General features: G+C 66.1%; 14 protein-coding genes. 13 read left to right on the top strand and 1 reads right to left on the bottom strand.

Annotated features, from left to right (window positions below; genetic code table 11):
• The 13 genes from EPD66_RS21690 to EPD66_RS21630 form a co-directional block, all read left to right on the top strand.
• Positions 1 to 386: SPOR domain-containing protein (locus EPD66_RS21690; protein ID WP_142850660.1), on the top strand; the 386-nt coding region annotated here is incomplete at its 5' end.
• A complete protein-coding gene (gene nagZ / locus EPD66_RS21685) occupies positions 386 to 1,402 on the top strand; it encodes a beta-N-acetylhexosaminidase (RefSeq protein ID WP_142850659.1) in 1,017 nt (338 codons plus the stop codon). The genes EPD66_RS21690 and nagZ, both read left to right, overlap by 1 nt.
• Positions 1,402 to 2,082, top strand: a complete 681-nt coding sequence (locus EPD66_RS21680) for a site-2 protease family protein (protein WP_142850658.1) — start codon at positions 1,402 to 1,404, stop codon at positions 2,080 to 2,082. The genes nagZ and EPD66_RS21680 overlap by 1 nt, the downstream gene beginning before the upstream one ends.
• 8 nt (positions 2,083 to 2,090) lie before the next feature.
• Positions 2,091 to 2,873, top strand: coding sequence for a ScpA family protein (locus tag EPD66_RS21675; RefSeq protein ID WP_142850657.1), 783 nt, complete (start codon positions 2,091 to 2,093; stop codon positions 2,871 to 2,873).
• Positions 2,870 to 3,538, top strand: coding sequence for an SMC-Scp complex subunit ScpB (scpB, locus tag EPD66_RS21670; protein WP_142850656.1), 669 nt, complete (start codon positions 2,870 to 2,872; stop codon positions 3,536 to 3,538). The genes EPD66_RS21675 and scpB overlap by 4 nt, the downstream gene beginning before the upstream one ends.
• A 101-nt stretch (positions 3,539 to 3,639) precedes the next feature.
• Positions 3,640 to 5,352: an iron ABC transporter permease gene (locus EPD66_RS21665; protein ID WP_142850655.1), complete on the top strand. Its 1,713-nt coding sequence runs from the start codon at positions 3,640 to 3,642 to the stop codon at positions 5,350 to 5,352.
• Positions 5,349 to 6,464, top strand: coding sequence for an ABC transporter ATP-binding protein (locus tag EPD66_RS21660; protein WP_142850654.1), 1,116 nt, complete (start codon positions 5,349 to 5,351; stop codon positions 6,462 to 6,464). The genes EPD66_RS21665 and EPD66_RS21660 overlap by 4 nt, the downstream gene beginning before the upstream one ends.
• Positions 6,465 to 6,580: 116 nt before the next feature.
• The gene (locus EPD66_RS21655; protein WP_142850653.1) at positions 6,581 to 6,823 is read left to right on the top strand and encodes a twin-arginine translocase TatA/TatE family subunit; all 243 of its coding nucleotides are present in this window, start codon (positions 6,581 to 6,583) and stop codon (positions 6,821 to 6,823) included.
• A 24-nt stretch (positions 6,824 to 6,847) separates the two neighbouring features.
• Positions 6,848 to 7,279, top strand: coding sequence for a Sec-independent protein translocase protein TatB (gene tatB, locus EPD66_RS21650; protein ID WP_142850652.1), 432 nt, complete (start codon positions 6,848 to 6,850; stop codon positions 7,277 to 7,279).
• Positions 7,280 to 7,302: 23 nt separating this feature from the next.
• Positions 7,303 to 8,148 carry a twin-arginine translocase subunit TatC gene (tatC, locus tag EPD66_RS21645; protein WP_142850662.1) on the top strand — a complete coding sequence of 282 codons (846 nt, stop codon included), beginning with the start codon at positions 7,303 to 7,305 and terminating at the stop codon, positions 8,146 to 8,148.
• Positions 8,149 to 8,288: 140 nt separating this feature from the next.
• Complete coding sequence (serS, locus tag EPD66_RS21640) at positions 8,289 to 9,566, top strand: serine--tRNA ligase (protein WP_142850651.1); 1,278 nt, start codon at positions 8,289 to 8,291, stop codon at positions 9,564 to 9,566.
• The gene (gene surE / locus EPD66_RS21635; RefSeq protein WP_142850650.1) at positions 9,559 to 10,341 is read left to right on the top strand and encodes a 5'/3'-nucleotidase SurE; all 783 of its coding nucleotides are present in this window, start codon (positions 9,559 to 9,561) and stop codon (positions 10,339 to 10,341) included. Before serS ends, surE begins: the two co-directional genes overlap by 8 nt.
• Positions 10,342 to 10,402: 61 nt before the next feature.
• Positions 10,403 to 11,623: a LysM peptidoglycan-binding domain-containing M23 family metallopeptidase gene (locus EPD66_RS21630; protein WP_221931077.1), complete on the top strand. Its 1,221-nt coding sequence runs from the start codon at positions 10,403 to 10,405 to the stop codon at positions 11,621 to 11,623.
• On the opposite strand, the gene EPD66_RS21625 is transcribed toward EPD66_RS21630, so the two are convergent.
• Complete coding sequence (locus EPD66_RS21625; RefSeq protein ID WP_142850648.1) at positions 11,580 to 12,437, bottom strand: ATP-binding protein; 858 nt, start codon at positions 12,435 to 12,437, stop codon at positions 11,580 to 11,582. The genes EPD66_RS21630 and EPD66_RS21625 overlap by 44 nt on opposite strands.
• Positions 12,438 to 12,562 lie beyond the last annotated feature (125 nt).

Here is a 12,562-nt window from a genome sequence, read left to right as displayed (position 1 = left end):
CTCCGGTGGCGGTGGTTCCCGCGCCCGAGGCCCGGCCCGCCGCGCCGCCTGCTCCCGCACCTGCCGCCGCACCGGCTCCCGCGCCCACGCAGGCGGCCGCTCCGGCACCGACCGCCGCCGCCATCAAGGCCGCGCCGAACGGGGCCTGGCTTGTCCAGTTGGGGGCCCTGCGCGAGGAACAGGCGGCGGTCAAGGAATGGCTGCGCCTGCAGAAGGCCCATCCCGACCTGTTGTCCAGCCTGAACCAGGACATCCAGCGCGCCGATCTGGGCGACAAGGGCCTGTTCTTCCGCCTGCGCGCCGGTCCGCTGGACGAGCAGGCCGCCCGCAATCTCTGCACGCAGCTGAGCGGCCGCAAGGTCGGCTGCCTCGTGGTGAAGAAGTAATGGCGCCCCTGGCCGTGATCCTGGGCTGTTCCGGCCCAACCCTGACCGAGGAAGAGCGGGACTTCTTCACCCGCCACAATCCCCTCGGCTTCATCCTGTTCGGGCGTAACATCAAGACGCCCGAACAAGTGGCTGCACTGGTTGGCGAATTGCGCGCCACCGTGGGGCGGGAGGACGCGCCGGTCCTGATCGACCAGGAAGGCGGGCGGGTGCAGCGCCTGCATCCGCCGCATTGGCGCAAGGCTCCTCCCGGTGCCGTTTTCGCCACCCTGGCCCGGCGGGACATCGAGCGCGCCCGCCACGCGCTTTACCTCAACAACCGCCTGATCGCCGCCGATCTGGTGGCTCTGGGCATCGACGTGGATTGCACGCCGGTCCTCGACGTCCCGGTTTCGGGCGCCCATGACGTTATCGGCGACCGCGCCTTCGGCGAGGAACCGGGCATGGTGGCCGATCTGGGCGGCGTGGTATGCAAGGCCATGCTGGATGGCGGCGTCATCCCGATCGTCAAGCATGTCCCCGGCCATGGCCGGGCGATGGTCGACAGCCATCTCGACCTGCCTGTGGTCGATGCAACGCTGGAGGAGTTGCGCCGGCGCGATTTCGCGCCTTTCGCTACCCTCAAGGATGCTCCCTGGGCAATGACGGCCCATGTCGTCTATCGCGCCATTGACGCGAACGCCCCGGCCACTACGTCCAGGCGGGTCATCGAGGAGATCGTTCGCGGCGAGATCGGCTTTGACGGCCTGCTGCTTTCGGACGATCTCTCGATGAAGGCCCTGAAGGGCGATTTCGGTGCGCGCACTGCGGCCTCGCTGGAAGCCGGTTGCGACGTGGTCCTGCATTGCAATGGCGACATGGCGGAAATGAAGGCCATCGTCGCCGCCGCAACGCCGATGACCGACGCGGCCTTGGCCCGCCTGGCGCGTGGCGCGGCGATGAGGGCCAGCCCGAAGGGCCCCGAGACCATGGATCGCACGGCCGCCCTGGCCGAATTGGAGTCTTTGCTCGCCTGATGGAAAACTTCCTCTATATCGCCTCGGTCTGGGCGCTTCCGCTGCTGCTGGCCATCACCTTGCACGAAGCGGCCCATGGCTATGCAGCCTCGCGGCTGGGAGACGATACGGCGAAGCAATTGGGGCGCGTGACCCTCAATCCCTTCCGCCATGTGGACCCGGTGGGCACCATCCTGCTGCCCGCCGTGCTGCTGGTGACCCGCGCCCCCTTCCTTTTCGGTTGGGCCAAGCCCGTGCCGGTGGATTTCGGACGCCTGCGCGATCCGCGTAGCGGCATGGTGCTGGTTGCCGCCGCCGGGCCTGCCACCAATCTGGTTCTGGCCTTCCTGTCGGCGGCAGGCTTCTATCTCGTCGAGTACCTGCCGTCCGCGGCACAGGAATGGGCGGCCTGGAACCTGGCCAATTCGCTGACCATCAACCTGATCCTGGCGGTTTTCAACATGCTGCCGCTGCCGCCGCTGGACGGCGGGCGCGTGGCGGTGGGGCTGTTGCCCTATCCGCTGGCATGGCGGCTGTCGCGCCTGGAGCGCTTCGGCTTCTTCATCCTGATCGGCGCCATGTTCCTGTTGCCGTGGCTGGGCCAGCAGGTGGGACTGAACCTCAACGTCTTCTATTGGCTGGTGGGCATGCCGATGGAATGGCTGAGGGGAATGATCCTGTCCCTGCTGGGGCTGGTCTAGGGCAGCACATGGACGGCGCCGATTTCGTCGAGGATGCGCATCGGCTTGGCGAGGACAGGCTTGAACGGCTTGTCCTCGACCTGGACGGGTTCGAAGGTCCCATCGACCTTCTGCTGACCCTGGCGCGCGACCAGAAGGTCGATCTGTCCCGCCTGTCGATCCTGGCCCTGGCCGACCAGTATCTCGCCTTCGTCGAGCGGGTGCGCCGCCGCAACCTGGAACTGGCTGCCGATTATCTGGTGATGGCCGCCTGGCTGGCCTATCTCAAGTCCCGCCTGCTGTTGCCCGAACCCGAGGTGAGCGAGGAAGAGCCCTCGGGGGCCGAGATGGCCGCCGCCCTGGCTTTCCAGCTTCAGCGCCTGGAAGCTATGCGCAAGGCGGGCAAGGAACTGACCGAACGGCCACAGTTGGGCCGTGACGTCTTCGCCCGTGGCGCCCCGGAGGGTGTCGAGGTGGTGGCGCGCCCGGTCTTCCAGGCCAGCCTCTACGAACTGCTGAAAGCCTATGCCGATTTCCAGCGCCGCACCGCCGTCAAGACGCTGGAGATCGAGGCGGCGGACCTTTATTCCGTGGACGATGCGCTGAAGCGCTTCGAGGTCATGCTGGGCCGCATGCCCGACTGGGCGACGCTGTCGCGCTTCCTGCCCGCCGACCTGAAGCCCGGCCTGGAATACCGTTCCGCCGTCTGCGCCCATTTCGTCGCCATGCTGGAACTGGCCAAGCAGGGCAGGGTGGAGTTGCGCCAGGATAACGGCACCTTCGGCCCCATCTATCTCAAATCCCGAGCATGATCGAACATGAGCTGCGCCTGATCGAGGCGCTGATCTTCGCTTCCGCGGAGCCGCTGGACGAAGCGGCCCTGGCCGCCCGGCTGCCCGAAGGGGCGGATGTGACGGCGTTGCTCGAACGCCTGCGCCAGCTTTATGCCGGGCGTGGCGTGACTCTGGTGCGGCGCGAGCGCGGCTGGGCCTTCCGCACCGCGCCCGATCTGGCGGCGCAGCTGCGCGTCGAGACCGAGGTGGGGCGCAAGCTGTCCCGCGCCGCGCTGGAGACGCTGGCCATCATCGCCTATCACCAGCCCGTCACCCGCGCCGAGATCGAGGAGGTGAGGGGGGTGGCCCTGAGCAAGGGCACGCTGGACGTGCTGTTCGAGGCCGGGTGGATCCGCCCGCGCGGCCGCCGCCGCACGCCGGGCCGTCCCGTCACCTGGGCGACCACCGATGCCTTCCTTGACCATTTCGGTCTGGAAAGCCTGGACGACCTGCCGGGGCTGGAGGAATTGAAGGCGTCGGGCCTGCTGGATACCCGCCCGGCCATGGCCGCCTATTCCAACCGGGCGCAGGAAGAGGGGCCGCCGGTGGACATGGACGAGGAAGCGATGCCCGAACCGCTGGATCCGCTGGCGGAAGAGGCGCCGATGCTGCCGCTGAAACATAAGATTCCTGCCGAAGATTAGGCCTCCTCCGCCAAGAGATGGTTGAAGCTGCAATTCATTTGCAATATGCTATATCCTCATATTAACAAGGGGAATTGGGCCGCGCCCAACAAGAAAGACTGATGTCGGACGTCAACCTTTCCACCCCCGCTCTGTCCTGGGGCCGTTTCGGCCGCCGAACAGGTGGGCTGTTCGGTGGTGGGAATTGGGGCTGGTCGCTGTTCACCATCCTCGTGGCCCTGCTGGTGGCGACGCCGGTCCTGGTGGTGCTCGCCCATGTCTTCGTGCCCACCGGCGAGGTCTGGACGCATCTGTCGCAGACGGTTCTGCCGCGCTACATCTCCAATTCCCTGTGGCTGATGCTCGGTGTCGGCGTCGGAACGCTGGTGATCGGGGTCGGAACGGCCTGGGCCGTGACCATGTGCCGCTTTCCCGGTGTGCGCCAGTTCGAATGGGCGCTGCTGCTGCCGCTGGCGGTGCCCGCCTATGTGATCGCCTATACCTATACCGGCCTGATGGATTTCGCGGGGCCGATCCAGTCCACCATCCGCGCCGTCTTCGGCTTCCAGACGGCGCGTGAATACTGGTTCCCGCGCATCCGGTCGCTGGAAGGCGCCATCGCCATGATGACGCTGGTCCTTTACCCCTATGTCTACATGCTCTCCCGCGCCGCCTTCCTGGAGCAATCGGTCTGCGTGCTGGAAGCCAGCCGCACCCTGGGCTGCGGCCCCTGGCGCGCCTTCCGCTCGGTGGCGCTGCCGCTGGCGCGTCCGGCCATCGTCGCCGGCGTCGCCCTGGCGCTGATGGAGGCGCTGAACGATTTCGGCACGGTGCAGTATTTCGCCGTCGATACCTTCACCACCGGCATCTACCGCACTTGGCTGGGCCTGCGCGAGCCGGCGGCGGCGGCGCAATTGGGCGCGGTGCTGATGCTGTTCGTCTTCGCCCTGGTGCTGCTCGAACGCCTGTCGCGGCGCCAGGCCCGCTACCATCATACCACCAACCGCTACCGCTCCCTGCCGCGCTACCACCTGAAGGGCTGGAAGGCGGCGCTGGCCTTCATCGGCTGCTTCCTGCCGGTCTTCCTGGGCTTCCTGTTTCCCGGCGGCGCCCTGCTGCTATGGTCCTTCGAGACGGGGCCGGTCATGATCGACGCCCGCTTTTTCTCGCTGGCCTGGAACAGCTTCATCCTTTCTTCGGTCGCGGCCGTCGTTGCGGTGCTGGTCGCCCTGCTTCTGGCCTATGGGCAGCGCCTGCATGCCAGCCCGGCCAGCAAGCTCGCCGTGCGTATCGCCAGCATGGGCTATGCCGTGCCGGGCTCAGTCATCGCAGTCGGTATCATGGTGCCGCTGGTCTGGACCGACAACACCATCGATGCCTGGATGCGCGCCACCTTCGGCATTTCCACCGGCTTGCTGATGACCGGCACCATCGGGGCGCTGATCTTCGCCTATCTCGTGCGCTTCCTGGCGGTGTCCTTCAATACGGTGGAAGCCAGCCTGTCGAAGGTCACCTTCTCGATGGAGGCCGCCTCGCGCACGCTGGGCCATGGCCCGCTGGCGACCTTGCGCCGCGTGCATGTGCCGGTGATCCGCTCCTCGATCCTGACCGCCGCCGTGCTGGTCTTCGTCGACGTGATGAAGGAATTGCCGGCGACGCTGATCATGCGGCCCTTCAATTTCGACACGCTGGCGATCCGGACCTTCGCCCTGGCGGGGGATGAACGCCTGCGCGAGGCGGCGCCGTCGGCGCTGGCCATCGTGCTGGTGGGGATCATCCCCGTGGTCCTGCTCAGCCGCATCATTGCCAAATCGCGACCCGGAGACGCTCAATGAAGGAGACGCGAATCGTGCTCGATGGCACCGCTCCCGTCACCGAAGGCGAAGGCCTCGTACTGGATGACGTCGGCCATTCCTATGGCGGGCGTGTTGTCGTGGACGGCGTTTCCCTGGCGGTCGAGCCGGGAGAGCTGGTCTGCCTGCTGGGGCCGTCGGGCTGCGGCAAGACCACGACCCTGCGCATCGCCGCCGGGCTGGAAAGGCCGGAGACGGGGCGGGTCATGCTGAACCGCCGGGTGGTGTCGCAAGGGCAGGGCGGCGTCCATATTCCCCCCGAGGACCGCAATGTCGGCTTCCTGTTCCAGGATTACGCCCTCTTTCCCCATCTCAGCGTCTTCGACAACGTCGCCTTCGGCCTGCGCCATTGGCCGGTGGCCGAACGCCGCCAGCGCATCCACGAGGTGCTGGTCCAGGTGGGGATGGAGGCTTATGCCTCCGCCTATCCGCACATGCTTTCGGGCGGACAGCAGCAGCGTATCGCCCTGGCCCGCGCCCTGGCGCCCGGGCCGCGCCTGATGCTGCTGGACGAGCCGTTCTCGGGCCTGGATTCCCGCCTGCGCGATCAGGTCCGCGACCAGACCCTGCATGTCCTGAAGGAAGCGGGCGTTTCCACCCTGATGGTCACCCACGATCCCGAGGAAGCCATGTTCATGGCCGACCGCATCGCCCTGATGCGCGACGGCCGCATCGTGCAGCTGGGCCGCCCGGTCGATCTCTATTGCAATCCGGTCGAGGCCTTCGTCGCCAATTTCTTCGGCGAGGTCAACCGCATCACCGGCAAGGTGAGGGGCGGCGAGGTGGAAACCCCCTTCGGCCGCCTTTCGGCGCCGGGCTTGGGCGAGGGCGCCGAGGCCGAGATCCTGATCCGCCCGGAAGCGCTGTTCCTGTCCCCGGCGGAAGGGGACGAGGGGGATGGGGCGGCGAAGGTCGTGGCCTCGCGCCTGCTGGGGCGGTCGTCGCTGGTCCATCTCTGCGTCGGCGATGCGCAAGGCGCGCATCTGCACCTGCATTCGCGGATGCCCGGCCGTTTCCTGCCTGCCGAGGACGAGATCATGAAGGTGCGCCTGGACCGGGGGCAATGTTTCGTCTTTCCCGCGCAAAAAGGGTGATATCACCTTCGTTGGACGGAAAAGATGGATAGTGTGCCCCTGCCCATTGCGGCAGGGCACCGGATTTGCGATGATCCGTCAACGAATTCCGATGAGACCGGGAGAGAGCAAGGGTTATGGGTACTTTCAGCATTTGGCATTGGCTCGTCGTCCTCGTCATCGTGCTGCTGCTGTTCGGCGCGGGCAAGATCCCGAAGCTGGCCGGCGACATGGCGAAGGGCATCAAGGCCTTCAAGAGCGGCCTGAAGGACGAGGACGAGTCGCAGTCCCGGAGCGGCGAGACGAAGGCCATCGAGGGCGAGAAGGTCGTCCATACCGCGAACGCTTCGGCCCAGAAGGACGAAGCGGCCAAGCATTAATCCCTTTCGGGAAGAAGACTCCGGATGCTGGATCTTGGCTTCGAGGAGATGGCGGTCATCGTCGTGGTCGCCCTTCTCGTCATTGGCCCGAAAGACTTGCCGTTGGCCTTGCGTACCGCCGCGAAATGGGTGCGCAAGGCCCGCTCGCTCGCGGGTGAATTCCACAAGGCCGTGGACGACATGGTCGAGGAAGCCGAACTGTCCGACGTGAAGAAACAGGTCGAACGGATCGGCAATACCAACTTCAAGCGCGAAGTGGAAAAAACCATCGACCCCAAGGGTGAGATGGAAAAGGCCCTGCGCCTCGAAGAAGGCAAGACTGTCTCGTCCGCAGCCGCTCCGCCGTCGGCCACGCCGGTGCCGGAGACGACTCCCGTGCCCGAATTGCCACCGGCTGCCGCCGAGAGCGATTCATCCCAGGGCATTCCCCCTAAAACTGACCCCGGCAAGCCGTGAGCCAGACTCCTGACGATGCGAAGATGCCGTTGCTCGAACATCTGATCGAGTTGCGGCGCAGACTTCTCTATTCCGTGGTGGCGTTCATCGTCGCCTTCTTCGTCTGCTATTATTTCGCGGAACCGATCTACGGCTTCCTGGTGCAGCCGCTGGCCGACATCCTGCACGAACAGGGCGGCGAGCGGCGCATGATCTATACGGCGCTGACCGAGGCCTTCTTTACCTACCTGAAGGTGGCGGGCTTCGCGGCGCTCTATATCTGCTTCCCGATCTTCGCCGGACAGCTTTGGGCCTTCGTGGCGCCGGGCCTGTACAAGCACGAGCGCAAGGCCTTCCTGCCCTTCCTCGTCGCCACGCCGATCCTTTTTACCATCGGCGCGGCCCTGGTCTATTACCTGATCCTGCCCATGGCCTGGCACTTCTTCATCAGCTTCGAGACGGCCAGTGCCGGGGGCACGGCGCTGCCGATCCAGCTCGAAGCCAAGGTCGGCGAATATCTGTCGCTGGTGATGAAGCTGATCTTCGCCTTCGGCTTGGCCTTCCAGTTGCCGGTGCTGCTGACCCTGCTGGCCCGCGTCGGTCTGGTCAGTTCCCAGGCCCTGGCGGCGAAGAGGCGCTATGCCATCGTCGGCGTCTTCGTCTTCGCGGCCATCGTCACGCCGCCCGACGTCATCAGCCAGATCGGCCTCGCTTTGCCCATGATCCTGCTCTACGAGATTTCCATTCTCTCGGCCAAGCTGGTGGAACGGCGCAGGGCCAAGGCGGAAGCGGAGGAGGAGGGGCAGCCCGCCACGAGCCCGGCCGCATCGAAATCCGTTACGGCCACCAATAGCGGCATTGATGAAACAGATTTCAACAATGCCACCTGATCAAAAGGGGGATGTTCCTGTACATCCCCCTTTTTCTTTTGCCTTCCCGCTATGCCCTTCGTCGCAACCCCCCGTGACAAGGGGCGGCGGCGGCCTTATAAGCAGCACTCTGAACGCCTTAGCGAATAGAGGGCCTGCGTATGCACGATCTGAAGTCGATCCGCGACAATCCCGAGGCTTTTGATGCCGGCTTGAAGCGCCGGGGTCTCGATCCCCAGTCGCCGCAGATTCTCGACCTCGACTCCCGCCGCCGCGCCGCCCAGACGGCCTTCCAGGAAATGCAGGCGCGCCGCAACGAGGCCTCGAAGGCCATCGGCATGGCCAAGCGCAATGGCGAGGACGCCTCGGCCCTGATGGCCGAAGTGGCCGACCTGAAGGAACGCATCCCCGCCGTCGAGGCCGAGGAGAAGAGCCTGGGCGAGGAACTGGACGCGCTGCTGATGGCCCTGCCCAATCTCCCCGCCGAGGATGTGCCCGACGGCGCGGACGAGGGGGACAATGTCGAAATCCGTCGGGTCGGCGAGCCTCCGGCATTTTCCTTTCAGCCGCGCGAGCATGACGCCATCGGCGAGGGGCTGGGCCTGATGGATTTCTCGGGCGCGGCCAAGCTCTCGGGCGCGCGCTTTGTCGTCCTGAAGGGCGCCCTGGCCCGCCTGGAACGCGCCCTGGGCGCCTTCATGCTGGATATCCAGACGGGAGAACACGGCTTCGTCGAACATAATCCGCCCTTGCTGGTCCGCGATGCTGCCCTGTATGGCACCGGCCAGCTTCCCAAATTCGGGGAAGACCTGTTCCGCACGGGCGAGGGCTTCTGGCTGATCCCCACGGCGGAAGTGCCGCTGACCAATCTGGTGGCCGACGAGATCATCGAGGAAAACCGCCTGCCGATCCGCATGACCGCCCTGACGCCCTGCTTCCGTTCGGAGGCCGGTTCGGCGGGCAAGGATACGCGCGGCATGATCCGCCAGCACCAGTTCAGCAAGGTGGAACTGGTGGCCGTCGCCCATCCCGACCATTCCGAGGAAGAGCATCAGCGCATGCTCTCGGCGGCCGAGGAAGTGCTCAAGCGCCTGGGCCTCGCCTATCGGGTGGTGGTGCTCTGCACCGGCGACATGGGCTTCGGCGCACGCAAGACCTATGACATCGAGGTCTGGCTGCCCGGCCAGAACACCTATCGCGAGATTTCCAGCGTGTCCAATTGCGGCGACTTCCAAGCCCGCCGCATGAAAGCGCGCTTCCGTCCCAATGGCGAAAAGACGACCCGCTTCGTCCATACGCTCAACGGCTCGGGCCTCGCGGTGGGCCGCACGCTGGTGGCGGTGCTGGAGAATTACCAGCAGGAAGACGGTTCGGTGGTGATCCCCGAGGCCCTGCGCCCCTATATGGGCGGGCTGGAGGTGATCCGCCCCGATGTTTAAGCCCGTCGAAGACCTGTCGACCGCGCGCATCCTGGTTTCCAACGACGACGGCATCACCGCTCCGGGTATCAAGATCCTGGAGCGGGTGGCGCGCAGCATCTCCAAGGATGTCTGGGTCGTGGCGCCCGAAACCGAACAAAGCGCCGTCGCCCATTCCCTGACGATCCGCCGTCCCTTGCGCATCCGCCGCGTCTCGCGCCGCCGCTATGCCGTGGACGGCACGCCCACCGACAGCGTGCTGCTGGCGATCAACCACCTGCTCAAGGACAAGAAGCCGCATCTCGTCCTCTCGGGGGTCAATCGCGGCGGCAACCTGGGCGAGGACGTGACCTATTCCGGCACGGTGGCCGCCGCCATGGAGGCGACCCTGCTGGGGGTGCCCGCCATCGCCTTCAGCCAGATGCTGTCGCCGGGGCAGGCGGTGAAGTGGGACACGGCCGAATATTTCGCCGCCGATATCATCCGCCGCGTCACCGCCGTGGGTTGGGCGAAGAACGTGCTGATCAACGTCAACTTTCCCGACCTGCATCACGAACAGGTCACGGGGATCGAGGTGGTCCGCCAGGGACGGCGCAAGCTCGGCGACGAATTGATGGAGCGCCAGGACCCGCGCGGCGAACCCTATGTCTGGATCGGTGCCCAACGGGCCGAGGATCGGGGACAGGAGGGGACCGATCTCGAGGCCGTCCATCGCGGCGCCATCTCGGTCACGCCCCTCTGCACCGACCTGACCTCGCGCCGGACCATGCAGGAACTTGAGAAGGTCTTCCCCTGATCCTTCCCTAGTCGTTGTGGCGGCCTATCCTATTTCGTATAGTGCCTCCATGACACGTGCCGTGCTTCGTCTGTTGCCGCTTGCCCTCTGCGGCCTGATGCTGTCGGCCTGCGCCGGGGGAGGCCATCAGGCACCTGTGTCGCAGGGCCGTCCTGCTGCCGTGCAGGCTATTCCTGCCGGCGGCTATGTGGTCAAGCGGGGGGATACCGTTTATGGCATCGCCCGTCAGCATAACCTGACGGTGCGAGACATCATCGACGCCAACGGGCTGACGCCGCCTTACCGCTTGGCGATCGGCCAAAGGCTGATCCTGCGGGCGCCGCGCGAACATCGGGTTCAGCGCGGCGATACTCTCTACGGCATTGCAAGGCAGTACGGGGTGCAGCCCCAGGCCATCGCCCGGATCAACGGGCTGGAGCCGCCCTACAAGATTCTCGTCGGCCAGCGTTTGGCGCTGCCGGGCAATTCGGCTCAGACGACCAGGGTGGCGACGGCGCCTCCGCCGCAGCCGGCCCCTTCCACGCGCCAGACCACGCCATCGTCTCCGGCACAGCGGGGCGGGCAGGGTTCGACCATCATCGTCACGTCTCCCAACGCCTCGGGCGGCACGCGCAGCACGACCAGCACCCCGGCACCCTCCCGAACGCAAACGGCCCAGGCTCCGGCCGCACCCGCGCCATCGAGCGCCCAGCGTCCCAGCTCCAGCCAATCATCGGCCACCGCCCCGGCTCCGTCGGCGAACCGTCCGTCATCGCCTCCGCCGGCCCAGCCGGCCAGTCAGGTGAAGACCGCTCCGCCGCCCGCGCCGCCACCCGCCAGCGTTCCCCAGCCGCCGCCCATGGTGGGCGGGCCGAAATTCGCTTGGCCGGTGCGGGGAGAGGTGATCGCCAAGTTCGGTCCCTCGGGCAAGGGGCTGCATAATGACGGCCTGAATATCGCCGCTCCGCGCGGCACCACGGTGGTGGCCGCCCAGAACGGCGTGGTGGCCTATGCCGGCAACGAATTGCGCGGTTTCGGCAACCTGCTGCTGATCAAGCATGCGGATGGCTGGATGACCGCCTATGCGCATAACGACAAGCTGCTGGTCAACCGGGGCGAGAGCGTGACCCGCGGCCAGCCCATCGCCACCGTCGGCAGCACCGGCAATGTCTCCACGCCGCAGCTGCATTTCGAATTGCGCCAGGGGTCCAAGGCGGTGGACCCCTTGGGCTATCTGGTGGACGTGAAGGTGGAGCTTTTCAGCCCAGTTTCTGGCCGAGGCGGCCCGCCAGGTCCTGGGTGAACTGCCAAGCCACGCGGCCCGAACGCGCGCCGCGCGTGACCGACCATTCGATGGCCTGGGCGCGCAGTTCCTCGGGCGTGATGTCGAGCTTCCAGTGGCGGGCATAGCCCTCGATGATACGCAGATAGGTCGGCTGGTCCAGGTTGTGGAAGCCGAGCCACAGGCCGAAACGGTCGGACAGCGACACCTTTTCCTCGACTGCCTCGCCGGGATTGATGGCGGTGGCGCGTTCGTTCTCGATCATGTCCCGGGCCATCAGGTGGCGCCGGTTCGAGGTGGCGTAGAAGACCACGTTTTCCGGCCGTCCCTCGATGCCGCCGTCCAGCACGGCCTTCAGCGACTTGTAGGTATCGTCCTCGGCATCGAAGGAGAGGTCGTCGCAGAAGATCACGCAGCGGCGCGGCTGGTTGCGCACCAGGTGCAGCAGGCGGGGCAGGGACGGGATGTCCTCGCGGTGGATTTCGATCAAGGCCAGGCTGCCGGGCGCCTCTTCGTTGACGGCGGCATGGACGGCCTTGACCAGCGAGCTCTTGCCGGTGCCGCGTGCGCCCCAAAGCAGCGCGTTGTTTGCCGACAGGCCTTGGGCGAAGCGCCGGGTATTGTCCAGCAGCGTCTGGCGCTGATGCTCGACCCCCTGCAGCAGGTCGATCTCGATCCGGTTGACCTTGGCCACGGGCTCCAGCCAATCGGGCTCGGAATGCCAGACGAAGGCATCGGCGGCGCCGAGATCCGCACCCTGCGGCTGCGGCGGAGCCATACGGTCGAGGGCGTCGGCGATGCGGCGCAGAAGGGGCAGGATTTCGGGCTCGGTCATCTCTCTTACCTTGCTGCGGAGGATATGTGATTAGGGGGCAAAGACCCTAGCACAAAGCCCCGCAGGGTCAACGCGGGGGCTGCACGATCAGGGGAAAACCAGCCCTGCCAATGGAAATTTGCCAG

The sequence above is a fragment of the Telmatospirillum sp. J64-1 genome, assembly GCF_006980715.1.
Taxonomy (GTDB): domain Bacteria; phylum Pseudomonadota; class Alphaproteobacteria; order Rhodospirillales; family Magnetospirillaceae; genus Oleiliquidispirillum; species Oleiliquidispirillum nitrogeniifigens.
Note: the sequence above shows the minus strand (reverse complement) of the source record. Positions and strands in the feature narration are given on the sequence as shown.